The 25,499-nt window shown below is 61.6% G+C and carries 25 protein-coding genes; 14 read left to right on the forward strand and 11 right to left on the reverse strand.

The window, feature by feature from the left end; all coding sequences use genetic code 11:
- Positions 1-10: 10 nt before the first annotated feature.
- Complete coding sequence (locus tag JBE38_RS18050) at positions 11-337, reverse strand: ArsR/SmtB family transcription factor (protein ID WP_060753768.1); 327 nt, start codon at positions 335-337, stop codon at positions 11-13.
- Positions 338-490: 153 nt separating this feature from the next.
- On the opposite strand from JBE38_RS18050, the gene JBE38_RS18055 reads away from it, so the two are divergent.
- Positions 491-1,108 carry an acyl carrier protein phosphodiesterase gene (locus JBE38_RS18055; protein WP_205344796.1) on the forward strand — a complete coding sequence of 206 codons (618 nt, stop codon included), beginning with the start codon at positions 491-493 and terminating at the stop codon, positions 1,106-1,108.
- A 5-nt stretch (positions 1,109-1,113) separates the two neighbouring features.
- On the opposite strand, the gene JBE38_RS18060 is transcribed toward JBE38_RS18055, so the two are convergent.
- Both JBE38_RS18060 and olsB read right to left on the reverse strand, forming a co-directional pair.
- Positions 1,114-1,905 (reverse strand): lysophospholipid acyltransferase family protein, encoded by a 792-nt coding sequence (locus JBE38_RS18060; RefSeq protein WP_060753766.1) that lies wholly within the window; start codon positions 1,903-1,905, stop codon positions 1,114-1,116.
- Entirely contained in the window at positions 1,905-2,660 is a 756-nt protein-coding gene (gene olsB / locus JBE38_RS18065) for an L-ornithine N(alpha)-acyltransferase (protein ID WP_205344797.1), read from the reverse strand. Before olsB ends, JBE38_RS18060 begins: the two co-directional genes overlap by 1 nt.
- 187 nt (positions 2,661-2,847) lie before the next feature.
- Here olsB and JBE38_RS18070 point away from each other — a divergent pair, with 187 nt between their 5' ends.
- The 5 genes from JBE38_RS18070 (at position 2,848) to JBE38_RS18090 (ending at position 7,650) form a co-directional block, all read left to right on the forward strand.
- Positions 2,848-3,921, forward strand: coding sequence for a serine hydrolase domain-containing protein (locus tag JBE38_RS18070; protein WP_205344798.1), 1,074 nt, complete (start codon positions 2,848-2,850; stop codon positions 3,919-3,921).
- Positions 3,918-4,232, forward strand: coding sequence for an amidase (locus JBE38_RS18075; protein ID WP_104995753.1), 315 nt, complete (start codon positions 3,918-3,920; stop codon positions 4,230-4,232). The genes JBE38_RS18070 and JBE38_RS18075 overlap by 4 nt, the downstream gene beginning before the upstream one ends.
- A 125-nt stretch (positions 4,233-4,357) precedes the next feature.
- Positions 4,358-5,800 (forward strand): amidase, encoded by a 1,443-nt coding sequence (locus tag JBE38_RS18080; protein ID WP_205344799.1) that lies wholly within the window; start codon positions 4,358-4,360, stop codon positions 5,798-5,800.
- A gap of 112 nt (positions 5,801-5,912) precedes the next feature.
- Positions 5,913-6,491: a YceI family protein gene (locus tag JBE38_RS18085; RefSeq protein ID WP_161549730.1), complete on the forward strand. Its 579-nt coding sequence runs from the start codon at positions 5,913-5,915 to the stop codon at positions 6,489-6,491.
- Position 6,492: 1 nt separating this feature from the next.
- A complete protein-coding gene (locus tag JBE38_RS18090; RefSeq protein ID WP_161549729.1) occupies positions 6,493-7,650 on the forward strand; it encodes a phospholipase D-like domain-containing protein in 1,158 nt (385 codons plus the stop codon).
- Between the two features lie 127 nt (positions 7,651-7,777).
- On the opposite strand, the gene bglX is transcribed toward JBE38_RS18090, so the two are convergent.
- A complete protein-coding gene (gene bglX, locus JBE38_RS18095; protein ID WP_205344800.1) occupies positions 7,778-10,069 on the reverse strand; it encodes a beta-glucosidase BglX in 2,292 nt (763 codons plus the stop codon).
- Between the two features lie 242 nt (positions 10,070-10,311).
- Between bglX and JBE38_RS18100 the strand changes: the two genes are divergently transcribed.
- The 4 genes from JBE38_RS18100 (at position 10,312) to JBE38_RS18115 (ending at position 13,624) form a co-directional block, all read left to right on the forward strand.
- Positions 10,312-10,923: a LemA family protein gene (locus JBE38_RS18100; RefSeq protein ID WP_060753758.1), complete on the forward strand. Its 612-nt coding sequence runs from the start codon at positions 10,312-10,314 to the stop codon at positions 10,921-10,923.
- Positions 10,924-10,941: 18 nt separating this feature from the next.
- Positions 10,942-11,673 carry a TPM domain-containing protein gene (locus JBE38_RS18105; RefSeq protein WP_205344801.1) on the forward strand — a complete coding sequence of 244 codons (732 nt, stop codon included), beginning with the start codon at positions 10,942-10,944 and terminating at the stop codon, positions 11,671-11,673.
- Positions 11,674-11,701: 28 nt separating this feature from the next.
- On the forward strand, positions 11,702-12,319 hold the full coding sequence (locus JBE38_RS18110) for a TPM domain-containing protein (RefSeq protein ID WP_060753756.1): 618 nt from the start codon (positions 11,702-11,704) through the stop codon (positions 12,317-12,319).
- A gap of 87 nt (positions 12,320-12,406) precedes the next feature.
- Positions 12,407-13,624 (forward strand): class I SAM-dependent methyltransferase, encoded by a 1,218-nt coding sequence (locus JBE38_RS18115; RefSeq protein WP_060753755.1) that lies wholly within the window; start codon positions 12,407-12,409, stop codon positions 13,622-13,624.
- Here JBE38_RS18115 and JBE38_RS18120 read toward each other — a convergent pair.
- The 6 genes from JBE38_RS18120 to JBE38_RS18145 form a co-directional block, all read right to left on the reverse strand.
- Positions 13,621-14,532 carry a DMT family transporter gene (locus JBE38_RS18120; protein ID WP_090366278.1) on the reverse strand — a complete coding sequence of 304 codons (912 nt, stop codon included), beginning with the start codon at positions 14,530-14,532 and terminating at the stop codon, positions 13,621-13,623. The two genes, JBE38_RS18115 and JBE38_RS18120, sit on opposite strands and share 4 nt — an antisense overlap.
- A gap of 116 nt (positions 14,533-14,648) precedes the next feature.
- A complete protein-coding gene (locus JBE38_RS18125) occupies positions 14,649-17,207 on the reverse strand; it encodes a TonB-dependent receptor (protein ID WP_205344802.1) in 2,559 nt (852 codons plus the stop codon).
- Positions 17,208-17,334: 127 nt separating this feature from the next.
- Positions 17,335-18,303 carry a FecR family protein gene (locus JBE38_RS18130; RefSeq protein ID WP_161549725.1) on the reverse strand — a complete coding sequence of 323 codons (969 nt, stop codon included), beginning with the start codon at positions 18,301-18,303 and terminating at the stop codon, positions 17,335-17,337.
- The gene (locus JBE38_RS18135) at positions 18,300-18,839 is read right to left on the reverse strand and encodes an RNA polymerase sigma factor (RefSeq protein WP_205344803.1); all 540 of its coding nucleotides are present in this window, start codon (positions 18,837-18,839) and stop codon (positions 18,300-18,302) included. The genes JBE38_RS18130 and JBE38_RS18135 overlap by 4 nt, the downstream gene beginning before the upstream one ends.
- Positions 18,840-18,970: 131 nt before the next feature.
- Positions 18,971-19,843, reverse strand: coding sequence for a dihydrodipicolinate synthase family protein (locus JBE38_RS18140; protein WP_205344804.1), 873 nt, complete (start codon positions 19,841-19,843; stop codon positions 18,971-18,973).
- Between the two features lie 28 nt (positions 19,844-19,871).
- Positions 19,872-20,654: an aldolase gene (locus tag JBE38_RS18145; protein ID WP_060753749.1), complete on the reverse strand. Its 783-nt coding sequence runs from the start codon at positions 20,652-20,654 to the stop codon at positions 19,872-19,874.
- Between the two features lie 106 nt (positions 20,655-20,760).
- Here JBE38_RS18145 and JBE38_RS18150 point away from each other — a divergent pair, with 106 nt between their 5' ends.
- On the forward strand, positions 20,761-21,288 hold the full coding sequence (locus tag JBE38_RS18150) for a helix-turn-helix domain-containing protein (RefSeq protein ID WP_205344805.1): 528 nt from the start codon (positions 20,761-20,763) through the stop codon (positions 21,286-21,288).
- A gap of 141 nt (positions 21,289-21,429) precedes the next feature.
- Here the strand turns inward: JBE38_RS18150 and JBE38_RS18155 are convergent, their stop codons facing one another.
- Positions 21,430-22,446 carry a DUF4917 family protein gene (locus JBE38_RS18155; protein ID WP_090366268.1) on the reverse strand — a complete coding sequence of 339 codons (1,017 nt, stop codon included), beginning with the start codon at positions 22,444-22,446 and terminating at the stop codon, positions 21,430-21,432.
- A 122-nt stretch (positions 22,447-22,568) separates the two neighbouring features.
- Here JBE38_RS18155 and yiaY point away from each other — a divergent pair, with 122 nt between their 5' ends.
- The 3 genes from yiaY to JBE38_RS18170 all read left to right on the forward strand — a co-directional run bounded on the left by yiaY (position 22,569) and on the right by JBE38_RS18170 (position 25,404).
- Positions 22,569-23,717, forward strand: a complete 1,149-nt coding sequence (gene yiaY / locus JBE38_RS18160; protein ID WP_060753746.1) for an L-threonine dehydrogenase — start codon at positions 22,569-22,571, stop codon at positions 23,715-23,717.
- Positions 23,718-23,809: 92 nt separating this feature from the next.
- On the forward strand, positions 23,810-24,484 hold the full coding sequence (locus tag JBE38_RS18165) for an NAD(P)H-binding protein (RefSeq protein ID WP_205344806.1): 675 nt from the start codon (positions 23,810-23,812) through the stop codon (positions 24,482-24,484).
- Complete coding sequence (locus tag JBE38_RS18170; RefSeq protein ID WP_104995766.1) at positions 24,484-25,404, forward strand: LysR family transcriptional regulator; 921 nt, start codon at positions 24,484-24,486, stop codon at positions 25,402-25,404. The genes JBE38_RS18165 and JBE38_RS18170 overlap by 1 nt, the downstream gene beginning before the upstream one ends.
- Positions 25,405-25,499: the final 95 nt, after the last annotated feature.

Here is a 25,499-nt window from a genome sequence, read left to right on the forward strand (position 1 = left end):
CCTGTCCTTGTTATAGCGCTGCCTTATCGTCAGCGCTGAGTTCGGTAATGAGCGCAGCGAGGAAGGCTTGGATGGTTTCCTCGTTGCGTTTGAAAAAGTGCCACTGCCCAGCCTTCTGGCTGCTGATCAGACCGGCCCGTTGCAAGGTGGCCAGGTGGGCCGACACCGTCGACTGGGACAAGCCGCAGCGCTGGTCGATCTGCCCGGCGCAAATGCCGTATTCGTGGTTATGCAGTTGCTCGGGAAACTGCACCTTGGGGTCTTTAAGCCAGGTGAGGATGTCTCGTCGTACTGGGTGTGCCAGGGCTTTTATTATTTCGTCGAGGTCGATGGACATGGCGGTTGCTCGTTGCTTGCAGCGTTATATCGCGATGAGGCGAACTTTAAATCGCTATATCCCGATATTCCAATATGATTTTGGACTTAATCCAGCTCAAATCGGTATATCGGGTTATAACGATACGTTGGCGGCAGTGTTAGACTGCACGTCATGAATTATCTCGCACATCTGCACCTGGGCGGCCAACTTCCTGCGCAACTGTTGGGCAGCCTCTATGGCGACTTCGTCAAAGGCCGCCTGCAGGGCCAGTTCAGCCCGCAAATCGAATCGGCCATTGCGCTGCACCGCTCAATCGACCGCTACACCGACAGCCACCCACGGGTGGGGCAGGCGTTGTCGCGCTTTAGCCTGACCCGCCGGCGTTATGCCGGGATCGTCCTCGATGTGTTTTTCGACCACTGCCTGGCGCGGGACTGGCTGGTGTATGCCGACCAACCACTGGAGCGCTTCACCTCGCAGGTGTATCGCGTATTGGCGGCCGAACGGCAGTTGCCAGGGCGCCTGGCGCAGATCGCCCCCTATATGGCGGCGGATGACTGGTTGGGTTCCTACCGCGAGTTTGCGGTGATGGAGCAGGTGTTGCGGGGGATTTCACGGCGCCTGACACAGCCCGCAGAACTGGGCCATGCGATGCAGGAATTGCGGGTGCTCTATGAGCCGTTGAGTGAGGACTTCCGGGTGTTCTATCCGCAACTGCAGGCGTTTGCCAGCACCCAACTGGCAGCATCAGGCCAAGTGTGGGAGGGAGCAGGCCCCTCCCACATTTGAACGATTCAGGCAGCGAATGCAGGCCGTGCATCCACCTGCTCGATCTCCGGCAGCGGCCCGAACAAGGCTTTCTGCACCGCTTGTTGCGCCTGGTACGCCAATGCCGCGCGTTCCTGGCCGGCACAGGCAATCGGCTTGAGCACATGAATCTCGACATCGCCCTGGTCATTGGCAAACAGGCGCATCAGGTGCGAGAGCAAATCATCATCGCCAATGAACGGTGCCAGCGGATCTACCTGGCCACCGCGCAGATAACGAATGGCCACCGGTTGCAGTGACACCTCGGCATCAATGGCACTGGCCAGCAAACGTCCGTGGAAGGTGCGCAGGCTGCGCCCGTCGGTGGTGGTGCCCTCCGGGAACATCAGCAGTGGGTGCTGCTGCTCCAGATGGCGGGTCATCTGCTTGCGGATCAACTGGCTGTCGCCCGAGCCCCGGCGGATAAACAGGCTGCCGGCCTTGGCCGCCAACCAGCCGGCGACCGGCCAGGTGCGCACTTCGGCCTTGGACAGGAACGACATCGGCGTGACCATGCCCAGCAGCGGAATGTCGGTCCAGGACACGTGATTACTCACCCACAGCATCGGCGTTTGCGGCAGCTCGCCGTGTACCGTCACGCGAAAGGGCAGGGCGTTAGTCAACCGCGCCATGAAGAATCGCGACCAGCGCTGGCGTCGCACCATCGAGTTGGCGACACCCAAGCGTTCGAACACCCCAAAGACACTGGCCATGCTCAAGCCCAGCGCCACCACCAGCAACACCCGTGCAATGCGCCCATAGACGCGCAGACGGCTCATCACATTGCCGCCTTGAAGTGGCGGGCGTAACGCGGGCATAACTCATCGCGCTTGAGCAGGATAAATACGTCGGCCACCTGGAAGTCTTCATCCCAGCACGGCTCACCGCAGATCTTCGCACCCAGGCGCATATACGCCTTGAGCAGGGGCGGCATCTCGGCGATGACGTTGGACGGCAGGTCCAGCGCCGGCAGCGGCTTTTTCGGTTCGGCGCGCAAGTGTTCATTGCACAGGTAGCGTTCGCGCAGGCGCTGCATGATCGCGTGGGCCTGGATGCCGCCATCGTGCATCGGGATGCTCGCGCAGCCCATCAGGTAGTTGTAGCCGCCCTCGTTGAGCACCTCGGCCAACTCGCCCCACAGTACCGCGATGGTGCCGCCGTTGCGGTAAGCGGGGTCGACGCACGTGCGGCCGATTTCCAGGATCGGGCCTTGCAGATGCAACAAACCGTGCAGGCTGAATTCTTCTTCACTGTAGAACCGGCCCAGAGTGCCGGCTGCCTGGTGGTCCAGCAAACGGGTGGTCGCCACCAGTCGACCGCTGTTCAAATCACGCACGCCGATGTGGCTGCAGTGAACATCATAATCATCCATGTCCAGGCCCTGTTCCGCACCTTTCAGCTTGGCGTTGAATTCGCCGCTGAACACGTTGAACCGCAGGGCCTGGGCTTCGTGCAACGCCTGTGCGCCAACCAGGCGTTCGGCTTGCAGGCGGCGTTCATTGCCGGTGTCGCTGATGCGGGCGATCTGAGTCATGGCGAATCTCCGAGTGCCGGCCACTTACCGGCCGGTCGACTTGTTTGTCCAAACTCAGGCTATGTAGCCTCGGTGTCATCTCCATGAAGTTACGGTGACGGTTGGATGACAGGCTGTTTGTCGCAAATCTGTCATCGGCCTCGGCTAGGCTCGCGGGCTTGAATGCCCCCTCGTTGAGTCTGCGTTTATGGTCAGAGGCTTGCTGTGTGTCGCCCTGCTGTTCGTCACCGTTACCGCCCACGCCGAAACCTGGCCCGACAAGGAATGGGCCAAGGGCACAGCGCTTTCCGGCCCTGCTGTCGATGCATTGGATGCCTACGCATTCCCAGCCCGCGATGACGTCACCCGCAAAGGCATCCGCACCGACGCCTTGCTGGTGATCCGCGATGGCCAGATCATTTATGAGCGCTACGGCGCGCCTACCACGGCCAGCACGCCGCACCTGACGTGGTCCGTCAGTAAAAGCCTGATGGCCACTGTGCTGGGTGTGGCCTACGGCGAAAACCGCTTCAAGCTGAGCGACCCCGTGGCGCGCTTTTACCCGCCGATGAAACAGCACCCCACGGTGACGATGGCCGACTTGCTGCACTGGGCCTCGGGCCTGGACTGGCAGGAGGACTATGAATACGCTCCGCTGAATTCCTCGGTGGTGGCAATGCTCTACACCCGCGGCCGTGGCGATATGGCCGACTTCGCCGCAGACACCGCGTCCGTCAACCCGCCAGGCCAGGCGTTCCGTTACTCCAGCGGCGACAGCAATATCCTCTCCGCCGCCCTCAAAGGCATGCTCGGTCACAAGGCCTATATGAGTTACCCGTGGGACGCGCTGTTCAAACCGCTGGGCATTCACAACGCCACGTGGGAAACCGATGCCAATGAAACCTTTGTCGCCTCGTCCTACGCCTACCTCACGGCCCGCGATCTGGCGCGGGTCGGCCTGCTGATGGCGCGCGACGGGCGCTGGGGTGATCAGCAGTTGCTGCGCAAAGACTGGGTCGCCTTCAACCGCCAGCCGTTCGACCGCTACAAAGCCGGCCAGGACGACGCGGTGCCGGGTGGGCATTGGTGGCTTAACAAAGGCGTGCCGCAACCCTGGCCCGACGCCCCTGCCGACACCTTTGCCGCCCTCGGCCACTGGGGCCAGGCATTGTTCGTGATGCCCGACGAACACTTGGTGATCGTGCGTTACGGCGACGACCGCGACGGCAGCTACCGCCATAACGAATTGCTCAAACGCGTGCTTGCGGCGGTGCAACCATGATCCGCCGTCGACCGTTTACCAGTCTGTTTCTACTGTTGTTGCTAGCCTTGCTGGGTTGGATCTGGCACGAGCGCGTCAACCTGCAAGCCTTCCCCGACATCATCGCGGCGTACACGGCCAAGGAATATTGTTCGTGCCGGTATGTGGAGAACAACCCGGCCGATTATTGCCGCGGGTATGTGAAGCAGTACGTGCCGATCAATGCGTTGAGCGATAACCCGCAGCGCAGTGAAGTCACCGCCAGTGGGTTGGGGCGCACCCATACTGCACGGTGGATGGGGGACCGCCAGGGCTGCCGCCTGTTGCCTTGAAGTTTCACACCTGTACGCACACGCCGTTGCTGTCAGCTTGCACGCTGACGTTGCCGGTGTGCTTACTGTACGCATGAGGTAGCGTTTGCCAGGTAGCCGCTATCGTTTGCGAGTGAGGTGAGGCCTTGAGTATTGTTGATTGGGATGCCGTGCAACTGTCACGGGCGATCCACGCCCGGCAGGTCTCCTGCGAAGAAGTGATGCTGGCATTTCTGGCGCAGATCCAGCGTTTCAACCCGAGCGTGAATGCGCTGGTGTCGCTGCGCGAAACCGATGAGGTGCTGGCCGAGGCGCGGGCCTGTGATCGCGAATTGGCCCAGGGCCGGTCCCGTGGCTGGATGCACGGCATGCCCCAGGCGATCAAGGACCTGGCGGCCACCCAAGGGTTACGCACGACCCTGGGTTCGCCATTGTTCGCCGATCATGTTCCGACAGAAGACGCGATCAGCGTGGCACGCGTGCGTGCCAGCGGCTCGATCATCATCGGCAAGAGCAACGTGCCGGAGTTCGGCCTCGGCTCACAGACCTACAACACGCTGTTCGGCACCACCGGAAACGCGTACGACCCCAGCCGCGTCGCAGGCGGCAGCAGCGGCGGGGCGGCCGTGGCCCTGGCGCTGCGCATGCTGCCGGTGGCCGATGGCAGCGACATGATGGGTTCGTTGCGCAACCCGGCGGCATTCAACAATGTGTTCGGCTTGCGCCCGTCCCAGGGCCGGGTGCCCCACGGGCCGGTGCCGGAACTGTTCGTGCAGCAATTGAGCACCGAAGGCCCGATGGGCCGCAGCGTGACGGATGTGGCGCAACTGCTGAGCATCCAGGCGGGTTATGACCCTCGGGTACCGTTGTCATCCAAGGACGATCCGCGCGTCTTGGGCCAACCCTTGGCGCGTGACTTCAAGGGCACGCGCCTGGGCTGGTTGGGCGACTATAACGGCTACCTGCCGATGGAAGACGGGATCATGAGCTTGTGCGAATCGGCCCTCGGGGATTTCGCCACGCTGGGCTGCAACGTCGAACGCTGCCTGCCGGACTTTTCCATGGCGCGCCTGTGGCGTAGTTGGCTGGTGCATCGCCACTGGTTGGTGCATGGCAACCTGGCTGGGGCCTACGCCAACCCGAAAAAACGCGCCTTGCTCAAGCCCGAGGCGCAATGGGAAGTGGAGGGTGGCCTGGGCTTGAGTGCCCAGCAGGTGTATCAGGCCTCGGCGGATCGCAGCGAGTGGTATCGCGCGTTGGCCAAGCTGTTCGAACGTTACGATTTCCTGTTGTTGCCCACGGCCCAAGTATTCCCTTTCGATGCCCGACAGCCCTGGCCGCGCCAGGTGGCAGGGCGTGACATGGACACCTACCATCGCTGGATGGAAGTGGTGATCGGCCCCACCCTGGCCGGCCTGCCGAGCATGAGCATTCCGGTGGGCTTTAACTCCCAGGGCCTGCCCATGGGCCTGCAGATCATCGGCCCGGCGCAGGCCGACCATGCGGTCCTGCAATTGGCGTATGCCCATGAGCAACTGACGCAATGGGTGCAGCGGCGGCCGCCTGCGTGTCTAGCGGGGATAGGTTGATTGGTCGACGTAGGACCTGGCGTTGGCCTGGCGCGCCTCCCCCCACAATGGATTTGCACCGTTCATGACATTGCGCTTAAGGTTCGCTCAGGTTTTCCCCCGCGAGTCGTTAATGTCAATCAAACCCTTGGCCTTCGCCCTCCTGGCCGCCACCGCCTTACCTGCCCATGCCGATTGGTACCTGGATAACGAGTCCTCGCGCCTGTCGTTCGTGACCACCAAAAACACTGAAATTGCCGAAGTGCATCGCTTCCTGGTGTTGCATGGCAAGGTGGATGGCAACGGCGCGGCGCAGTTGGAGGTGGAGCTGGAGTCGATCAACAGTGGCATCCCCCTGCGCGATGAGCGCATGCGCAATGACCTGTTTGAAATCAAGACTTTCCCTGAAGCCCGGATCAACGCGCAGATCAACCTGCAACCGATCAACGATCTGGCGCCGGGCGCACAGTTGGAGTTGCGTCTGCCGCTGGCGGTCACGCTGCATGGCAAGACCCAGACTTACAGTGCCGAGCTGCTCGCCACGCGCCTGGATGATCGCCGGTTCCAGGTCGTGACCCTGCAACCTGTGGTGGTGCACGCCGAGGATTTCGAGCTGATGCCGGGTGTGGCGGCCTTGCGTAAGGCGGCCGGGCTCACGTCTATAAGCTTGTCGGTGCCGGTGGGTGCGGTACTGATCTTTTCGGCGCGCTGACATGGGCGGCGCAGTGTTCCCCTGGCGCAGCGCCAACCGTTTCGAGTTGCTGATCGACGGGCCGAGTTTTTTCCCGCAGATGCTGGTGGGCATTGCCCGAGCTGAGCGGCAGGTGGACCTCGAACTCTATCTGGTGGAAGCCGGGGCGTGTGCCGAAGCCATGGTGCAGGCGCTGGTCGTGGCCGCCGAACGTGGCGTGCAGGTGCGCTGTCTGTTCGATGATTACGGCAGCCTGGCATTTACCCTTGGGCTGCGTAAGCGCTTGATCGACGCCGGTGTCGAGCTGCGGTTTTACAATCGCCTCAACTGGCGCCGGTGGATGGGCAACCTGTACCGCGATCATCGCAAGCTCTTGTTGATCGACCGGCATAACGCATTTGTGGGCGGCACCGGGGCCACGGATGAGTTCTGGACACCGGGCAACGACACCGCCGATTGGCATGAAGTGATGGTGCATATACACGGCCCTCTGGTGCAGGACTGGCAGGCGTTGTTCGACCGCCAATGGCAGGCCAATGCGGCGCGCCGGGAGTGGAAAGCCTCCCGCCATTTCGGTTTGCCGCGCTTGCCCAAGGTGCCGGCGACAGGCCCGGGCCTTGGCCGGGTGGCATATGCCGATGCCCGTCAGCACCGCGATATCTTGCAATCACTGCTGCGCTCACTGAACCGCAGCCAGCAACGCATCTGGCTGGCCACCCCGTACTTTTTGCCGACCTGGGGCGTGCGTCGTGCCCTGCGCCGAGCGGCGGCGCGGGGCGTGGATGTGCGCTTGTTGCTCACCGGCCCGCGCACCGATCACCCGTCCGTGCGTTACGCCGGGCACCGCTATTACCCGCGCCTGCTGCGCTCGGGGGTGCAGATCTTCGAATACCAGCCGTGCTTCCTGCACCTGAAAATGGTGCTGGTAGATGACTGGGTGAGCGTGGGCTCGTGCAATTTCGATCACTGGAATCTGCGCTTCAACCTGGAAGCCAACCTCGAAGCGCTGGACCCGGCATTGACGCAGGCGGTGGCGGGCAGTTTCGAGCGTGACTTTGCACAGAGCCAGGCGGTGAGCCTGGAGGCCTGGAAGGCTCGGCCGTTGTGGCGACGGGTGAAACAGCGGGTGTGGGGGTGGATTGATCGGTTGGTGGTGAACTTGCTGGATAGACGCGGCTAACCAGGTCAATGAAATCAAATATGGGAGGGGCGGTGCGAGGATTCGGCTTGCTCCCGATTGCAGGGTGTCAGCCTCTGAAAATATTGACTGATCCACCGCTATCGGGAGCAAGCCCCCTCCCACATTTTTAGAGCAGTTCGAACGTCTGCTGTTGCACATCCTGGGAGTCGAGCCCGATCTGCACGTTGAATTCACCCGGTTCCGCTGCGTATTTGAGCTGGCTGTTGTAGAACTTCAAGTCGTCCTCGGTGATGGTGAAGTGCAAGGTGCGTTCTTCACCCGCCTTGAGCATGACTTTCTGGAAGTTCTTCAACTCCTTGATCGGACGGATCATCGAACCGGCCACATCCTGGATATACAGCTGCACCACGGTTTCGCCATCCACCTTGCCAGTGTTTTTCAGCGTGACGCTGGCGTCGAGCTTGCCGGTCTTGTTCAGGGTCGTGGACGACAATGCCATGTCCGACAGGCTGAACGTGGTGTAGCTCAGGCCGTAGCCGAACGGGAACAGCGGCCCGGTGGTGTCATCGAAGTATTGCGAGGTGTAGTTGCCCGGTTTGCCTGGGGTGAATGGCCGACCAATGGTCAGGTGGTTGTAGTAGGTCGGAATCTGGCCCACCGAACGAGGGAAGGTGATCGGCAGCTTGCCCGATGGGTTGTAGTCACCGAACAGCACGTCAGCGATAGCGTTGCCGCCTTCGGTGCCGGCGAACCAGGTTTCCAGGATCGCATCGGCCTGCTGGTTCTCATCGAGAATCGACAGTGGGCGGCCGTTCATCAGCACCAGCACCAGGGGTTTGCCGGTGGCTTTGAGCGCCTTGATCAAATCGCGCTGGCTTTGCGGGATGTTCAGGTCGGTGCGGCTGGAGGACTCGTGGGACATGCCCCGCGATTCACCCACGGCCGCCACGACCACGTCGGCGTCCTTGGCGGCTTTCACGGCCTCGTCGATCATCACCTGGGCTGGGCGGGTGTCATCCACCACTTCCGGTGCATCGAAATTGAGGAAGTTGAGGTAGTCGACCACCGCCTTGTCGTTGGTGATGTTGGCGCCACGGGCGTAGATGATCTTGCCTTTTTCGCCGATCACCGCGTTCATGCCGTCGAGCAGGGTCACCGATTGTTCCGGCTTACCGGCCGCGGCCCAACTGCCCATCATGTCGATCGGTGCCTTGGCCAGCGGGCCAACCAGGGCGATGGTCGCGGATTTTTTCAGCGGCAGAGTGTCATGCTGGTTTTTCAGCAGCACCAGGCTGCGGCGCGCAATGTCGCGGGCGTCGCTGCGGTGCAGGCGGCTGTCGGCGTAGGTGTCGGCCGGATCGTCCTCGGCTTTGCCGATGCGCAGGTACGGGTCTTTGAACAGGCCCATGTCGTACTTGGCGCCGAGCACTTCACGCACAGCGTTGTCGATGTCGCTCTGCTGGATTTCGCCGGACTTGAGCAACCCCGGCAGTTCCTTGCCGTACAGCGAGTCGTTCATGCTCATGTCGATACCGGCCTTGATCGCCAGCTTGGCGGCTTCACGCCCGTCCTTGGCCACGCCGTGCTTGATCAGCTCGACGATCGCGCCGTGGTCGCTGACGGCCAGGCCCTTGAAGCCCCAGTCCTTGCGCAGCAAGTCGTTCATCAGCCAGGTGTTGGCGGTGGCGGGCACGCCGTTGATGGAGTTGAGCGCCACCATCACGCCGCCGGAACCGGCCTTGATCGCCGCATGGTAGGGCGGCAGGTAGTCCTGGTACATCTTGACCGGGCTCATGTCGACGACGTTGTAGTCGCGGCCGCCTTCCACCGCGCCATACAGGGCGAAGTGCTTGACGCTGGCCATGAGGCTGTCGGCGTTGGCGGGGCTGGCACCCTGGAATGCCTTGACCATCACTTCGGCAATGCGCGAGACCAGATAGGTGTCTTCGCCGAAACCTTCGGACGTACGGCCCCAGCGGGGGTCGCGGGAGATGTCGACCATCGGCGCAAAGGTGATGTCGAGGCTGTCGGCGGCGGCTTCCTGGGCGGCGATGCGCCCGGAGCGACCGATGGCGTCCATGTCCCAGCTGGAGGCGAGGGCCAGGCTGATCGGGAAAATGGTCCGGTGGCCGTGGATCACGTCATAGGCGAAGAACATCGGGATCTTCAACCGGCTGCGCATGGCCGCGTCCTGCATCGGACGGTTTTCCGGGCGGGTGATGGAGTTGAACGTGCCGCCGATGCGGCCTGCGGCGATTTCCTTGCGGATCAGCTCGCGGGGCATTTCCGGGCCGATGCTGATCAGGCGCAATTGGCCGATCTTTTCATCCAGGGTCATCTGCTTGAGCAGGTCGCTGACGAAGGCGTCCTTGTCTTTAAGCGCAGCAGGCTTTGTTTCTGCCCATACGGGGTGAGTGGCCAGAGTGGCAACAAGGCCGAGCAAACACAGCTTTTTCATGAATATCCTTTTTCGGCACACTGCGCGGCGTAAATACGCCGTTCTGCCAAAATGTGGGGAACCTATGTTGTTGTTCGAGTGTTATTGCTGAAAATGCACCACACTTCTGAACTCTTATTTGCGCTGGGCATCTTTTAGCTGATTGACTCGACGCAATCCAGTCGTGGTCGCGGATTATGCCTCAAGCGTGTGAGCGATAGGGCCAGCCGTCAAATTCATCTCGTTGCACCAGGAGAAACACCATGCAAGCAGCACACACCTACCGCTGGGGCTTCAAGGCCGCCGCTTTGTTTTTGCTCAGCACAGTGCTCAGCGGTTGCGGCATCAACACCATTCCCACATTGGATGAACAGGCCAAGGCCGCCTGGGGCCAGGTGCAGAACCAGTACCAACGGCGCGCCGACCTGATCCCCAACCTGGTGGAGGTGGTCAAGGGTTACGCGGCCCATGAGCAGGACACCCTGACCGCTGTGATCGAAGCGCGGGCCAAGGCCACTTCGATCCAGGTGGATGCCAGCACCCTCGATAACCCGGAAAAACTCAAGCAGTTCCAGCAAGCCCAGGACGGCTTGAGCGGTGCCCTCAGCCGCTTGATGGTGGTGTCCGAGCGTTACCCGGACCTGAAGGCCAACCAGAACTTCCTGGCCCTGCAATCCCAGCTTGAAGGTACCGAGAACCGTATCGCCGTGGCCCGGCGTGACTTTATCCAGGCGGTACAGGCGTATAACACCGAGATCCGCACCTTCCCGGGCCGCCTGTGGCACAGCATCATGTACAGCGATCTGCCGATCCGCGCGACGTTCGAAGCCACCAGTGCCGATGCCGATAAAGCGCCCCAAGTGAAGTTCAAATAAGGCTTCCCTGAGGTGTCGATGCGTTTATTAAGGATAGGCCTGGCGCTGTGCTGGTTGGCCTGTGTCGGTGCGGCCCACGCGGCGCTGACCTTCCCGGCGCTGACCGGGCGGGTGGTGGACGACGCCCAGATGATCGACCCGGCCACGCGCCAGCAACTGACTCAGCAATTGCAGGCGCTGGAGCAAACCACGGGTGACCAGATCGTGGTGGTCACCGTGCCTGACTTGCAAGGTGTGCCCATTGAAGACTTCGGTTATCAATTGGGCCGCCAGTGGGGCATTGGCCAGAAGGGCAAGGACAACGGCGCGCTGTTGATCGTCGCCCGCGATGAGCGCAAATTGCGTATCGAAGTCGGTTACGGCCTGGAGGGCGTGCTGACGGATGCGCAGTCGTGGGTCATCATCAACCAGGTGATCGCGCCGGCTTTCAAGGCCGGTAACTACAGCAAAGGCATCAGCGACGGCGTGGCGGCGATGTTGCAGGTGGTGGGTGGCGAGCCGCTGGCCGTGCCGGCCCATGTGGCGGATGCCAACTTTGCCAAGGATAATCCCGGTTTTTCCATCGGCCTGTTTATTCTGCTGATCGGCGTGTTGTGGCTGTGCAATCGCATGGGGCTGCCGGTGGGGGCGATCCTGCTGGCCATTCTCAGCAACAGCGGCCGTGGTGGCGGTGGCGGCGGGGGAGGCGGCGGTGGTTTCCGGGGCGGTGGTGGTGGCTTCGGTGGCGGCGGGGCGTCAGGCGGCTGGTGATGATAATAATGAGAGAGCAAGCACAACCATGGCATTACTGACTGAGCACGAGCAGCGCCAAGTCGCGCAAGCGATTGCCCGCGTGGAAAAAGACACCGACGCGGAACTGGTGACCGTACTGGCCGCCCGCGCCGATGACTACGCCTACATCCCGCTGTTGTGGGCCAGCCTGATCGCGTTAGTGGTGCCCGGCGTGGTGCATTACCTGTCGGGTTATCTGACCATGTACACCTTGTTGCTGGCGCAATGGGTGACCTTCATCGTGTTGTGCCTGGTGTTCCGCCTGCCCAAGGTCACCACCCGGTTGATCCCGCGTTCGGTGCGCCACTGGCGCGCCTCCAACCTGGCACGGCGGCAGTTTCTGGAGCAGAACCTGCACCACACGCTGGGCAGCACTGGGGTGCTGATCTTTGTCAGCGAGGCGGAGCGGTATGTGGAGATCCTGGTGGATGAGGGGATTTCCAGGCACCTGGATAACAGCAGTTGGGATGGGATCGTCAAGGCGTTTACCCAGCAGGTGAAGCAGGGGCAGACATTGGCGGGGTTTATCGCGTGCATCGAGGCCTGTGGCGAGTTGTTGAAGGTCCATGTGCCGGTGACGCAGACGCGTAACGAACTGCCCAATCGATTGGTGGTGCTGGAGTAAGGCGTACCACTGGTCAAATAACTCCGTGCCCTGAAGGGCTATCCCCCCTAAAATGCCCGGCATTCCCAGCCCGAGGCGTTTTTGTTCATGTCCGTCACCGCTCAACCCGCCAGCCCTGCGCCGGATCATCATGCCCAGTTCATCGAACTGTTGAACGCCAGCCTCGCGCAGAACGCGTTTATCAAACTGGTGCTGGCCAAGTACGTGGGCACGGAGGCCGAGCTGCAACGGCTGATCATCAAGCAGGTGGCGGTCAAGGAGCAGCCTTGCCTGTCTTTCGTCTACCGCTACAAGACGCGCGACATCACCAAGAATTTGCCCCTGGCCGAAGGCGTCAAGGCGATTGCCGAGCTGCTGCCGGCCTCGTTCAAGAACGCGCACTTGCTGTCGCTGACTGATGAAGCCCAGTTGGAATACAGCAAGAAGAACAAAAGCTCGCTGTTCAAAAGCAAGCCACAACAACTGCGGGAGGCACCTTCCGCCGAGCATAACCGCGAGAAAAATCGTTTCCTCGACCTGAGCCGGCCGTTCCTTGCCGACCTGGGGGTGACCGACGCCAAACAGGCGCTGATCCCATCGATGTCGCGCAAGTGGAAGCAGATCAACAAATTCATCGAAGTGTTCAGCCATGCGTTGACCTCGTCACCGCTCAAGCTCGACCAGCCGGTGCGCGTCGCCGATTTCGGCTCGGGCAAGGGCTACCTGACCTTCGCCATCCACGACTACCTGCGCAACACCCTCAAGGCCGAGGGTGAGGTGACGGGCGTTGAGCTGCGTGAAGACATGGTCACCCTGTGCAACAACGCCGCCGCACGCCTGGAGCACCCGGGGCTGGTGTTCAAATGCGGCGATGTGCGCAGCGTGGCGCCCAGCGAGCTGGACGTGATGATCGCCCTGCATGCCTGCGATATCGCCACCGACTACGCGATCCACACCGGCATCCGCTCCGGCGCGTCGATCATCATGTGCTCGCCGTGCTGCCACAAACAGATTCGCCTGCAGATCCAGAGCCCGGTACTATTGAAGCCGATGCTGCAATACGGCCTGCACCTTGGCCAACAGGCGGAAATGGTCACCGACAGCCTGCGTGCACTGTTCCTTGAAGCCTGTGGCTACGAGACGAAGGTGTTCGAGTTCATCTCCCTGGAACACACCAACAAGAACAAGATGATCCTCGCGGTCAAACGCGCCGAACCGTTGGACAACGCCCAGTTGCTGGAGAAAATTCAAGAGCTGAAGGCGTTCTACCACATCACCGAGCACTGCCTGGAAACCCTGCTGCGCGCAGATGGGTACCTGGTCTAAACGCAGTCCGGTGTGGGAGGGGGCTTGGGAACTGGTGCAGGCTGCACCGCGGTCTTGCGCCCCAGCATCACGGTCGCGATCACCCCGCAGGCAAACAGCCAGGTCACCGGCTCGATATGTTCGCCAAAGAACAACGCCGAAAAGGCGATGGTGAAGAAGATCTGCAGCAGTTGAATCTGGCTGACCCGGGCAATGCCACCCATGGCCAGCCCGGCGTACCAGGCAAAGAACCCCAGGAACTGCGAAAACAGCGACACGTAGCCGAACGCCCACCAGGTGCGCAGCGAGATTGTTCCTTGATGTTGCGCCGCCAGGTACCACACCGGGCCGATCAACACGGGCGTAGACAGCACCAGTGCCCAGCAGATCACCTGCCAGCCGCCCATCTCCTTGGCCAGTCGGCCGCCTTCGGCATAACCCAGGCCGCCCACGGCGATCGCGCCGAGCATCAGCAGGTCGCCCGCCTGAATACTGCCGGCGCCGGTGATCAAGGCGTAACCCAGCACCAACCCACTGCCCAGCGCCGCACAGGCCCAGAAAGCTTTCGACGGCCGCTCATGGGACAGCCACGCTGCGTACAACGCCACGCACAGCGGTTGCAGGCCGTTGACCAACGCGCCATGGGACGCCGGCAAGGTTTGCATGGCCCAGGCCGACAGTACCGGGAAACCCAGGATCACGCCGGCCATGACCAGGCACAACCCACGCACTTGGCGCCAGGTCGGCCAGCGTTCGCGGCGCCACAACAACAGCGCGGCCGCCGGCACCGCCGCGAACAAGGCGCGACCCAGGCCGTTGAGCAACGGGTGGATTTCCTGCACCACGATGCGGGTGAAGGGCAGGGTCAGGCTGAAGATGATGACACCCAGCAGGCCGAGGGCCATGCCGGTGTTTTCGCGCGAGCTCATGGGGGCATCCGAAATAGAGAGAAGCCCAAATCCAGAGGGCTTCCAGGGAAGCCCATCTAGCCACAACCCCCGTCGACCAGGGGCCTACAGCTGCGTGCGGATTTATCCGTACAGTTTTAGAAGAACCGCGTAATGCTGATCTTCGCGTCGCGGCCCTTGGTGTAGGCACGGTCGCCGCTCAAGGCCGGACGGAAGTTTTCGTTGAACAGGTTGTCGACGGTGACGTTCACCTCGGTGCCTTTGAGGTAAGCCTGTTGGGGTTTCCATTTGGCGAACAGGCCCTGGGTGTTGTAACGCTTGTTGCCGTATTGGTCGTAGAACAGGTCGCCGACACTGCTGCCCGGGCCGCCGGAATATTTGTCGCTGGGCAGGCGGTCGGTCGCGCCGATGAACTGGCCCATCCAGCCCACCTGGGCATCCCAGGCCGGAATGTGGGTGCCCAGCACCAGTACCCACTTGGTCGGTGGAATGTCACGTGCCGGTACATCCGGCCCCCAGGGGTTGGTGTAGGCGCCTTCGTGGTCGCCTTTGGCATAGGCGAACGACACCGAACCGAACAGGTAGGTGGAGTTGTAGAACGACTCCAGTTCAAAGCCCTTGATGGTCATGCCGCCGATGTTGCGGTAGTTGGACAGCGCGCCCGGTGGACAGGCGCTGGAAATCGTGCCGCCGTTGATGGCCTGGTTCTGGCAGCCCACCCCCGTGGCCTTGAAGATTTCGTCTTCGACCTTGTTATGGAAGAGCGTGGTGCGCAATTGCAGATTGTCGTCCTGGGTGATGACGTGATCGAAGCTGGTCACGCTGCCCAGGCTGATCGAGGTGATGCGTTCCGGGTCGAGGTCGAGACTGGTAGCGGTGCGGCTGCCCAGGCCCTGGACTTCATATTGTTCGTCGATGACCGGCGCGCGCCAGGTCTTGCTCCAGTTGGCGAACAGCCCCAGGTGTGGGGTGACGTTCCAGAACAGCGCCAGGCGCGGCGACCAGCCGGTGTAGGTGCGGTCGCTGTAGTCGTGGCCGTAGGACGGATCCGGGTTGTTGTAGTACGGCGCATCATTGCCTTCGCCGCGGTTACGCACGTGGTCGTAGCGCAGCGATGGGGTGATGGTCACATCCCCGACGGTGACTGCATCCTGCACGAAGAAACTGTTGGTATCGACTTTGCCGTGGGGCATGAAGCCGGGCTGGAAATGCCCATAGTTGTAACGTGCGCTGTTATAGGTGGCACCGGGCATCCACATCTCGGTTTCGCGGATGTGCTTGCGGATCTGCCCACCCACCGTCAGCGCGTGTTGCAACGGCCCGGTGCTGAACAGGCTGACGTTGCGTACGTCCAGGTTCTTGTCGGTGTAGGACGTGTCCATCTTGCGTCCGCCGCTGGCGAGCTGGAAGAACGCGGTGGCGTCGCGCTCGTCCGTCTGCTCGGTGTTGGACTGGGAGTACTTGACGGTCAGATCCACCAACGGGTTATCCAGCGGTGTGTATTCGTACTTGCCCGACCAGGTGGTGTCGGTGGTGTCGCGTTGGGCCAAAAAGCGTTTCAGTGCGTTTTCATAGCCGTAGCGGTCGATGTTGGCCTGGGTCGGCGGCGTCGGGTAGCTGGCGGCGGAGAACGGTGTCCAGCGGTTGCTGTGGGAGCGCGAGTAGGACAAGCCCACGCTGTGCTCATCGGTGAAGTGCGCGTTGACCTTGAACAACTTGCCATCCACGTCCTGTGCCGAGTTGGGCAGGCGCTGGGGGTTGATCGGGTACTGGTTGTTGTCGTTGGGCAGTTTGCCGGCCACCTTCATGTCGCCGCCGTCACGTTGGGTCAGGTAGGCCAGCGCGTCGAAACGGCCGTCGTCGGTGCGGCCATACACGGCACTGCTGTAGACCTGTTCGTGGTCGTTGCTGGAGTAGCCATATTTGAGCATCGCGCCGCTGTTGCGGCCGTCCTGGAGCAGGTCGGGGGCGTCCTTGGTGGTCATGTTGACCGTGCCGCCAAAACCGCCGTTGCCGGTGAACGGCGAGTGGGGGCCTTTCTCTACCTCGATGCTTTTGATCAGCTCGGGCTCGATAAACACCGTGCCTTGTTGATAGCGCTCAAAGCCGCTCTTGGTGGCGCCATCGACGGTCAGCGGCACGTCTTCGGCGTCACCGAAGCCCCGGATGTTGATGGTCTGGCCGCCGGGTTTGAGCGAGCCGCCCTGGCTTACGCCGGGCAAGGTCTGCAACAGGCTTGGGATGTTGTTGGACTGGTAGCGGTCGATATCGGCCTGGGTCAGGGTGGAACGGTTGACGGTGGCGGAGTCGACTTCGTTGCCGGTGCCGATCACGCTGAGGGCGTCCAATTGGATCGCGCCGCTTTGGGTGGTCCTGCCTTCGTCGGGACGCACCACGTAAGTCGTGCCGACTTTGATCAGGGTGAACTCGCCGTTTTGCAACAAGCTGCGAATCGCCACTTCCGGGGTGAAATCACCGCTGAGCGCCGGTGCCTGCGCGTTTTTGAGCAACGTTTCATCGAACAGCAGCTGGATTTTCGCCTGTTGCGCCACTTGGCTCAGGGACAGGGCCAGTGGCTGGGCGGGCAGTTGCAGTTTGAACGACTCAGCCTGGGCAGTGAGGCTGAACGCCAGGCAGGTGGCAATGAGGCTGGGTCGAAGAAACAGGTGCGAAGCGTGGCAAGGCGCGCGAAACATGAAATCCCCCGGTGCGGCTGAACAGCCAAAAAGGTGTGCGTATCAAACACAGTCGGGAGGAAGACGGAGCAGGCAAAAAAAACCACACATGCAAATGCAAAATATTCTCATGTGTGGATTTTCTACCTTACTTACGCGGTTCGATTCTGACGATGCCATCGGCCGAGGCCACGGTTTTTACCGGCAACAGGGCGGGTAACGCATTGAGCAGGGCCTGCGGGTCATTCACATCCAGATTGCCCGAGACCTTCAGTTGCGCAACGGCACGGTTGACCTGCAACGGGGGCTGGGGGCGATAGAGGCTCAGTTCATCGATCAGGCTGGCCAGCTCGCGGTTGCGAAAGGACAGGTGCCCGCTGCGCCAGTCGGCGACCTCATCAGCGGTGAGGGTTTGCTGCTGCACGGTGCCTTTGGCGTATTGGTAGGTGGCGCGTTGCTGGGCGCCAAGCAGGGCCACCGGGCTTTTTGCGTCCGGTTCGAAGGCCACTTGGCCATGGGCAACGCTGACCACCAGTTGCTGCTGGCTGCGCCGCACGTCAAAGCCGGTGCCGACCACCCGCACATTCGCCTCGCCGGCTTGCACGTACAGCGGCCGCTCTTTGTCGGGCGCGACGTCGATGTACAACTGGCCTTTTTCCAGGTGCAGGATGCGTTGGTAGGCGGTGAAATCCACTTGCAGGCGCGTGTTGGCATTCACATACAAGGTGCTGCCATCCGGCAGGTGCAGGGTACGCATGCCTTTGGCATGGGCGGCCACCTGGCTGTGGTACAGCTCGCGGGGCGTGCCGATGTGGCTGGTCATCACCGCGCAGACCAAGGCGGCAGCCACGGCCAGGGCAGGGCGCCACACCGAGGGTTTGCGTTGGGGCAGCGGCACGGGCCTGCTGTGTTGTTGCAACTGGGCGAGGTCGTCCCACAGTTGTTCGAACTCGGCATAGGCGCGGGCATGGGCAGGCTCCGCTTGCCAGGCGGCAAAGGCTTTGCGGTCGGCGCGCCCCAACTCGTTGCGGTTGCGGGCAAACCAACTGGCGGCTTGGGCATCGATCGAGTCACTCGCTTCGATGCCCTGGGCGTCGTTCTCGCTCAGGCGGTTCATTCTGGCTGCTCCGTGCCGGGTGCGTGTTGAAGGCGTCGCTTGCAGTGCAGCAGGGCAAAAGCGATGTGCTTTTCCACCATGCTGGTCGAAATCCCCATGCGCTCGGCGATCTGCGACTGACTCAAGCCTTCGAAGCGGTGCAGCATAAGGGCTTCTCGCCTGCGGGGCGAGAGTTCGGCGAGGACTTCTTTCAACTGATCCAGGCGTTGCACGCGAAGCGCGGCGGCCATGGGGTCGTTTTGCTCGTCGGCGAGTGGCTCGGTGTCCTGGTCGGTCGGAACCGCGTGAGCGATGTGGCGGACCTTCTGTTTGCGCCAGTGGTCACGCAGCAGGTTGCGCGCCATCTGGAACAGAAACGCCCGTGGTTGCTCGACCTTGGCCCGGTCGCGGTAGCCCAGCCATTGGGTGAAGACATCCTGGGTCATGTCGGCCGCGTCGCTGGCGTTGTCCGTGCGTTTGCGCAGGAAATGCAGGATATCTGCATAAAACCCGCGAAAGGCATCGGCCGACAGCGGGTCGGGCTTGGGACGAGACATGGATATCCTTCTTGACGAAGCGCGCTGTAGAAAAGTCGCGAATGATATCGAGAACTATTGTCATTTGTCTCTATGTAACGAATCTGCAGAGTCAAAATGTGGGAGCAAGCCCCCACATAAGCGTTGTGGTGTCAGCTCAGAAGTGTCTTCAAGTGTTCGATCCCCGCTTTGCCCAATGGGAACACCGGCAACCGTGGATCGCCTACCTCCAACCCGGTCAGACGCAGCCCGGCCTTGATCGTCGCCGGCAACCCGTCCTTGAGGATGAACTCCAGCAGCGGCAACTGGCGATAGAACAGTTCCCGCGCCAGAGTCAGATCATTGGCCAGTACCGCGTCATATAAATCCAGGTTCAATTGCGCGATCAGGTTCGGTGCCGCCGTGCACCAGCCCTTGGCGCCTGCCGCAAAGGCTTCCAGGGCCAACGGGTTGCAACCGTTGTAGAACGGCACGTCGCTGTGCCGGCGCAGCTGGTGCATGCGCTGAATATCACCGGTGCTTTCCTTGACCATGTTCACGTTGGCGACCTGCTGAACGATACGCAGGATCAAGTCCACCGACATGTCCGTGCCGCTGGTAGCCGGGTTGTTATAGAGCATGATCGGGATGCCGACGCTGTCGCCGATCGCCGCGTAATGCGCGAGGATCTCCGCCTCGCTGAGTTTCCAGTACGAGGCCGGTAGCACCATTACTACATCGGCGCCATTGGCCTCGGCATAACGGGCGCGGCGCACGGCTTTGGCCGTGGTCAGGTCGGATACGCTGACGATAGTCGGTACGCGCCTGGCGATTTTTGCCAGGCTGTAGGCGCTGACTTCATCCCATTCGGCATCGCTCAGGTACGCGCCTTCGCCCGTGCTGCCCAACGGTGCGATGGCGTGCACGCCACTGTCGATCAAGCGGTCGATGGAGCGGCCCAGGGCGTCGAGGTCGATGCGTTGGCCGTCGGTGCTGAACGGGGTGATGGTGTAGCCGATGATGCCGTGAATGTTTGGGGTGGACATGGGAAGGTCTCCGCTCGAAAAAGAGCAATCAGTTCAGGCAATCGGCGTGTTGACGCAGGTTCTGCCGGGCGTAGTAGTTGAATGCGGCACCAAAGCGCTTGGGCTTGGAAATCCAGTCGTGGGCCTCGCGGCCGAGTTGCGGCAGGATCGGTTTGATGGTGCCCGCCGACATCGCCAGTAGCTGCAATTTGGCCGCGCGTTCGATCAACTGCGCGATCACACAGGCTTCCTCGATGCTTGCCCCGGTGGAGAGCTGGCCGTGGTGCGAGAGCAGAATTGCGCGTTTGTCGCCTAACGCGGTGGTGATGATTTCCCCTTCTTCATTGCCCACCGGTACCCCCGGCCAAGCCTCCAGAAAAGCGCAGTCTTCGTAGAGCGGGCAGAGGTCCATGTGCGACACCTGCAGCGGTACTTCCAGCATCGACAGCGCAGCGACGTGGGTCGGGTGCGTGTGGATAATGCAGTTTACATCCGGCCGTCCACGGTACACCCAGGTGTGAAAGCGGTTGGCCGGGTTGGGGATGCCATGACCTTCCAGGACTTCAAGGTCTTCGTTGACCAGCAACAGGTTGCCGGCAGTGATCTCATCAAAGCCCAGGCCCAGTTGCTGGGTGTAAAACGTGCCGGGGGTGGGCCCGCGCGCGGTGATCTGCCCGGCCAGGCCGGAGTCGTGGCCGTGCTCGAACAGGATGCGGCACGTGAGCGCCAGCTTTTGCCGGTCGGTCCACGTATTATCCGCCAGGGTGTTTTGCATCTGGGTCAGCGCTTGCTTGACCAGTTGGTCTTTGGGGAGTGCTAATGTCTTGGCCATATCGGTGTCCTTTGGGTAAGTGCAAATGACACTAAAGATGCTATATGACACAAAGTGTCATTGGCAAGCGCCGCTTTCGCTTTACTGCAGGGATTAATCGCAGCAAATGTCTATCCGTTTGAAATTATTGAGAAAAAAACTTGGCATAACCCTTGAATCTCTGGCTGAAAAATCCGGGATGACCAAGAGTTACCTGTCCAAGGTCGAGCGCGGGCTGAACACGCCGTCGATCGCCGCCGCGTTGAAACTGGCCAAGGCGTTGAACGTGAAGGTCGAAGAGTTATTCAGCGAAGACAGTGTGAACCTCGACAGCTACAGCCTGGTGCGCAGTCACGAGCGGCCGGACACTTCGCCGGGGTATGCCGTGTTGGCCCGTCAGGTCAGTGAGCGTAGCCTGCTGCCGTTCATCATCTACCCGCCGGCGGAGTTCACCGACAAGACCTTCAAGGAGCACGTGGGGGAGGAGTTTCTGTTCGTGCATGAAGGCCGGGTGGAAGTGGATTTCATGAACGAACGGGTGATTCTGGAGCGGGGAGACGCGCTGCACTTCAACGCGCAGAAGCCCCACCGGCTTCGCTCGGTGGGAGGCGTGCAGGCGCAGTTGCTGGTCGTCGTTCACAGCGCCGAAGAGTGACCACGGCAGTGACTTGCAATGCACTCCAGTGTGGGAGGGGGCTTGCTCCCGATAGCGGTGGATCAGTCAGTAAAACTGTGAATGACACACCGCTATCGGGAGCAAGCCCCCTCCCACAGTGGATCGCCTTTGTTCTGGATATCAGCGTTCCACAGGGACTGACAGCGCCGGGTCACCCAATGGATGCGTGCGCGCCGCGAAGAACTTCAGCGCCACTCCGGTGCCCTCGAACAACGCTGAATACCGGCGCTTCTGCTGGCGGATGAACCCGTCACTGCGCCCCGACACCGAGATCGCCAGGGTCGTGAGCTTCGCCTGGCGAATCGCATCCACCAGGTGCTTATCCTGCGCTCCCAGCTCATGACCAAAAATGCACAGCGCCCCTGCATGGCCAAGCAACTGCTCGTAGCAGAACGACAGGTAGTCCGAACTGCGGATGGTCTTGAGCTTCTCCTCAACCTTGCCTTCGTTGACGAACAGCGGCACATCATCAAGGGTCTTGATCGTGTTGTTGATCGCGAAGCTGCTGAGCAAGGTGCTGTCGGTGGAGGCCAATTTGCGCGCCGTGCCATCGAGGTTGCGCACCAGATGCAGGCCGCCGTGCAGGTAGAGGATGCGTGTGGCGTCGGTGTGGGTGTGGCGCAGGTCGAAGCTGGCATCCACGCCGCGAAACAGATCATCAATGCCCGGCGTGTGCAGGATTGCCCAATAGTTGAGCAGGTCGTAGTTGCTGGTGAATACGGTCGGGTAGCGTGCCAGCTCTGCGTTGATCGTCGCCAGCGTCGAGGGCTGCACCAGGCGCCAGGGGATGTGCACGGCGTGGATGGTGTTGATCAGCGCTTCCTTGATCGCGTAGTAGCGATTACGCGGCGCCGCCGAGCTGACGGCCAGGGCTTTGTTGACCCGGCTGGTGGTTTTCAGCGCGCCCAGGGCCTGCTCGAAACTGCGGGTTTGCAAGGCGTCGAACACGCTGAGTTCGGATTGGCTCAGGGGCTTTTCTTCAACGGTGCGGGCGTTTTCGAACAGCGAGTCGTAGGCGAAGTCTTCCCAGATCGTGCGGCTGGCACCGTTGCCGATCAGAATCGCGCTGAAGTCGATGGCGCTGCGTACCGCGCTCCAGTCTTCGAGGTGGGCGTCAATATCCTGGAAATCCTTCATTGCGGCGGGTCTACTCAAATCGGCGGGTGGGTGACTTTATCACGAGCCGGCGTTGATCCTGATCAAGATGCCTCAAGCCACGGCGGTTGATCCTGTTGGCATAACGCCTCTGAGGATTTGCCATGAGCAGTACCTTCTTCATTCCCGCCGTCAACATCATGGGCAGCGACTGCCTCGACGAAGCCATGACCGCCATCCGCAACTACGGCTTTCGCAAGGCGCTGATCGTCACCGACGCAGGGCTGGCCAAGGCGGGCGTCGCCAGCATGATCGCCGAAAAGCTGGCGATGCAGGACATCGACTCGCTGATCTACGACGGCGCCAAGCCCAACCCCAATGTGGAAAACGTCGAGAAAGGCCTGGCGCTGCTGGAGGCCAATGCCTGCGATTTCGTGGTATCCCTGGGCGGTGGTTCGCCCCATGACTGCGCCAAGGGTATCGCGTTGTGCGCCACCAACGGCGGGCATATCGGTGACTACGAGGGCGTCGACCAGTCGAGCAAGCCGCAACTGCCGCTGGTGGCTATCAACACCACCGCCGGCACCGCCAGCGAGATGACCCGCTTCTGCATCATCACCGACGAAACCCGCCATGTGAAAATGGCCATCGTCGACCGCAACGTCACGCCGCTGCTGTCGGTCAACGACCCGGCGCTGATGGTCGGCATGCCCAAGGGCCTCACGGCCGCCACCGGCATGGACGCCTTGACCCACGCCATCGAGGCCTACGTGTCCACCGCCGCCAACCCGATTACCGATGCCTGTGCGATCAAGGCCATCGAACTGATCAGTGCCAACCTGCGCCTGGCGGTACGTGACGGCAGCGACAAGGCTGCGCGGGAAAACATGGCGTATGCGCAATTTCTCGCCGGCATGGCCTTCAACAATGCGTCTTTGGGGTACGTGCATGCCATGGCCCATCAGCTGGGCGGCCTGTATGACCTGCCGCACGGGGTTTGCAACGCAGTGCTGTTGCCCCACGTACAAAGTTTCAATGCGAGTGTCAGTGCCAGGCGCTTGAGCGACGTGGCGCGTGCGTTGGGCGCCGACATCAAGGGCAATTCGCCGGAAGAGGGCGCCCAGGCGGCCATCGCGGCCATCCGCGCCTTGGCCCAGGATGTCGAGATCCCGGCCGGCTTGCGTGAGTTGGGCGCCAAGTTGCAGGACATCCCACTGCTGGCCGCCAACGCGTTGAAAGATGCCTGCGGCCTGACCAACCCTCGGCGGGCCGACCAGCGTCAGATCGAGGAGATTTTCCGCAGCGCGTTCTGAATCGGGCAGTGGTGAGCTGCAAGCGGTAAGCTACAAGTCGATCTGCATTCAACTTGAGCATGAAGCTTGCGGCTTGCCGCTGAGGTCCCGTTATGAGAGTTCTGCTATTCGGCGCCACCGGCATGGTCGGCCAGGGCGTGTTGCGCGAGTGCCTGCTGGCGGCCGACGTTCAGGAAGTGGTCGCCGTGGGGCGTACGCCGTTGACCCTGGAGCACGGCAAGCTGCACCAGGTATTGCACAGCGACATGCTGGATTTGCAACCGTTGGAAAACCTGCTGCAAGGGTTTGATGCGTGTTTCTTTTGCCTGGGCGTCTCCTCGGCGGGCATGGATGAAACCCGCTACACCCACCTGACCTATGACTTGACGCTGGTGGCCGCCAGCACCCTGGCGCGGCTCAATCCGCAGATGACGTTTATCTACGTGTCCGGCGCCGGCACCGACAGCTCCGAGGCGGGCAAGTCGATGTGGGCCCGGGTCAAGGGCAAGACCGAAAATGCGTTGCTGCGCCTGCCGTTCAAGGCGGTGTACCTGTTCCGGCCTGGGGTGATCCAACCGTTGCATGGTGTGCGCTCGAAAACGCCGCTGTACCAATCGTTCTATAGCGTGCTCGGCCCGCTGCTGTCGTTCGTTCGCCGGGTCAAACCCAGTTGGGTGGTGAGTACCGAGACCGTCGGCCAGGCGATGCTCGCGGCAGTGCGTCATGGCGCACCACAGGCGGTGGTGGAGCAGGCCGCGATCCATCGCCTGGCCGCCGAGCGCCACTGATGCTGCACAAGAGCCTGGTGCGGCGACTGGACCTGATCACCCTGCAACTGTTCGTTGCCGTGTTTGAAGAAGGCACGTTGACCCGTGCCGCCGCGCGGGAAGCCATCGCGGTGTCGGCGGCCAGCAAGCGCTTGATGGAGTTGGAACAGGTGCTGGGCGTCAGCCTGTTCGTGCGTCGGGCCAAGGGCATGGACCTGACGGCAGCCGGTGAAACGCTGTTGCACCATGCACGGCAGATGCTGTTCAACGTCGAAAAAATGGGCCTGGAACTGGGCGAGCACAGCCATGGCGTGCGGGGCTATGTGCGGATGCTGGCCAACCTGTCGGCGATCATTCAGTTCCTTCCGGAAGACTTGCGGGATTTTTCCGAGTTACATCCAGAAGTCAAAACCGACCTTGAAGAACGTCCCAGCAATGGCGTGGTGCAAGGCGTGTTGGATGGCGTGGCGGACCTGGGCATCTGTTCCAGCGACACCGACACCAAGGGCTTGCCGCGTGTGGTTTACCGCCGCGACAAATTGATGGTGCTGATGCCCGCGGACCATCCGTTGGCGGCCCGCAAATCCCTGGCCTTCGCCGAAACCCTGGGCAGCGATTACGTCGGCCTGCATTCGGCCAGCTCGATCAATATGCGCACCCACGCGGCCGCTCGCGAGGCAGGCCAGATGCTGCGCCTGCGGATCCATGTGCCGGGTTTTGACGCGATGTGCCGGATGGTCCAGGCCAATATGGGGATTGGCATCCTGCCGCAGAAGGCTTTTGAATTGTTTGGTCGCGCACTGGGTCTGCATGCCGTGCCGCTCACGGATGACTGGTCCGATCGCAGCCTGATCCTGGTGGTCCGGGATGAAGCGCAGCTCTCGCCGGTTAGCCGCTTGCTCTTTGACTACCTGAGTCACTCGGCGGGGGCTGACAGATAATTCGCGGTTCGTTCGCGTTTCGCGAACGCTCCTTGCCAACTGACGGTTGGCTTTCTGCTCTCAGAGTCCTCTAGCCTTGGCGCACATTCCAAGAA

This window comes from Pseudomonas sp. ICBG1301, assembly GCF_016918385.1.
Lineage (GTDB): Bacteria > Pseudomonadota > Gammaproteobacteria > Pseudomonadales > Pseudomonadaceae > Aquipseudomonas > Aquipseudomonas palleroniana.

Coding starts and splice junctions, on each gene's coding strand:
- JBE38_RS18120 (WP_090366278.1), bottom strand. CDS start 14,532: ATGAGCTCGCGCGAAAACACCGGCATGGCCCTCGGCCTGCTGGGTGTC.
- yiaY (WP_060753746.1), top strand. CDS start 22,569: ATGAGCAGTACCTTCTTCATTCCCGCCGTCAACATCATGGGCAGCGAC.
- JBE38_RS18165 (WP_205344806.1), top strand. CDS start 23,810: ATGAGAGTTCTGCTATTCGGCGCCACCGGCATGGTCGGCCAGGGCGTG.
- JBE38_RS18055 (WP_205344796.1), top strand. CDS start 491: ATGAATTATCTCGCACATCTGCACCTGGGCGGCCAACTTCCTGCGCAA.
- JBE38_RS18090 (WP_161549729.1), top strand. CDS start 6,493: ATGGGCGGCGCAGTGTTCCCCTGGCGCAGCGCCAACCGTTTCGAGTTG.
- JBE38_RS18115 (WP_060753755.1), top strand. CDS start 12,407: ATGTCCGTCACCGCTCAACCCGCCAGCCCTGCGCCGGATCATCATGCC.
- JBE38_RS18075 (WP_104995753.1), top strand. CDS start 3,918: ATGATCCGCCGTCGACCGTTTACCAGTCTGTTTCTACTGTTGTTGCTA.
- JBE38_RS18145 (WP_060753749.1), bottom strand. CDS start 20,654: ATGGCCAAGACATTAGCACTCCCCAAAGACCAACTGGTCAAGCAAGCG.
- JBE38_RS18105 (WP_205344801.1), top strand. CDS start 10,942: ATGCGTTTATTAAGGATAGGCCTGGCGCTGTGCTGGTTGGCCTGTGTC.
- JBE38_RS18130 (WP_161549725.1), bottom strand. CDS start 18,303: ATGAACCGCCTGAGCGAGAACGACGCCCAGGGCATCGAAGCGAGTGAC.
- JBE38_RS18150 (WP_205344805.1), top strand. CDS start 20,761: ATGTCTATCCGTTTGAAATTATTGAGAAAAAAACTTGGCATAACCCTT.
- JBE38_RS18125 (WP_205344802.1), bottom strand. CDS start 17,207: ATGTTTCGCGCGCCTTGCCACGCTTCGCACCTGTTTCTTCGACCCAGC.
- JBE38_RS18050 (WP_060753768.1), bottom strand. CDS start 337: ATGTCCATCGACCTCGACGAAATAATAAAAGCCCTGGCACACCCAGTA.
- JBE38_RS18070 (WP_205344798.1), top strand. CDS start 2,848: ATGGTCAGAGGCTTGCTGTGTGTCGCCCTGCTGTTCGTCACCGTTACC.
- JBE38_RS18155 (WP_090366268.1), bottom strand. CDS start 22,446: ATGAAGGATTTCCAGGATATTGACGCCCACCTCGAAGACTGGAGCGCG.
- JBE38_RS18170 (WP_104995766.1), top strand. CDS start 24,484: ATGCTGCACAAGAGCCTGGTGCGGCGACTGGACCTGATCACCCTGCAA.
- JBE38_RS18060 (WP_060753766.1), bottom strand. CDS start 1,905: ATGAGCCGTCTGCGCGTCTATGGGCGCATTGCACGGGTGTTGCTGGTG.
- JBE38_RS18110 (WP_060753756.1), top strand. CDS start 11,702: ATGGCATTACTGACTGAGCACGAGCAGCGCCAAGTCGCGCAAGCGATT.
- JBE38_RS18100 (WP_060753758.1), top strand. CDS start 10,312: ATGCAAGCAGCACACACCTACCGCTGGGGCTTCAAGGCCGCCGCTTTG.
- JBE38_RS18135 (WP_205344803.1), bottom strand. CDS start 18,839: ATGTCTCGTCCCAAGCCCGACCCGCTGTCGGCCGATGCCTTTCGCGGG.
- JBE38_RS18085 (WP_161549730.1), top strand. CDS start 5,913: ATGTCAATCAAACCCTTGGCCTTCGCCCTCCTGGCCGCCACCGCCTTA.
- JBE38_RS18140 (WP_205344804.1), bottom strand. CDS start 19,843: ATGTCCACCCCAAACATTCACGGCATCATCGGCTACACCATCACCCCG.
- olsB (WP_205344797.1), bottom strand. CDS start 2,660: ATGACTCAGATCGCCCGCATCAGCGACACCGGCAATGAACGCCGCCTG.
- bglX (WP_205344800.1), bottom strand. CDS start 10,069: ATGAAAAAGCTGTGTTTGCTCGGCCTTGTTGCCACTCTGGCCACTCAC.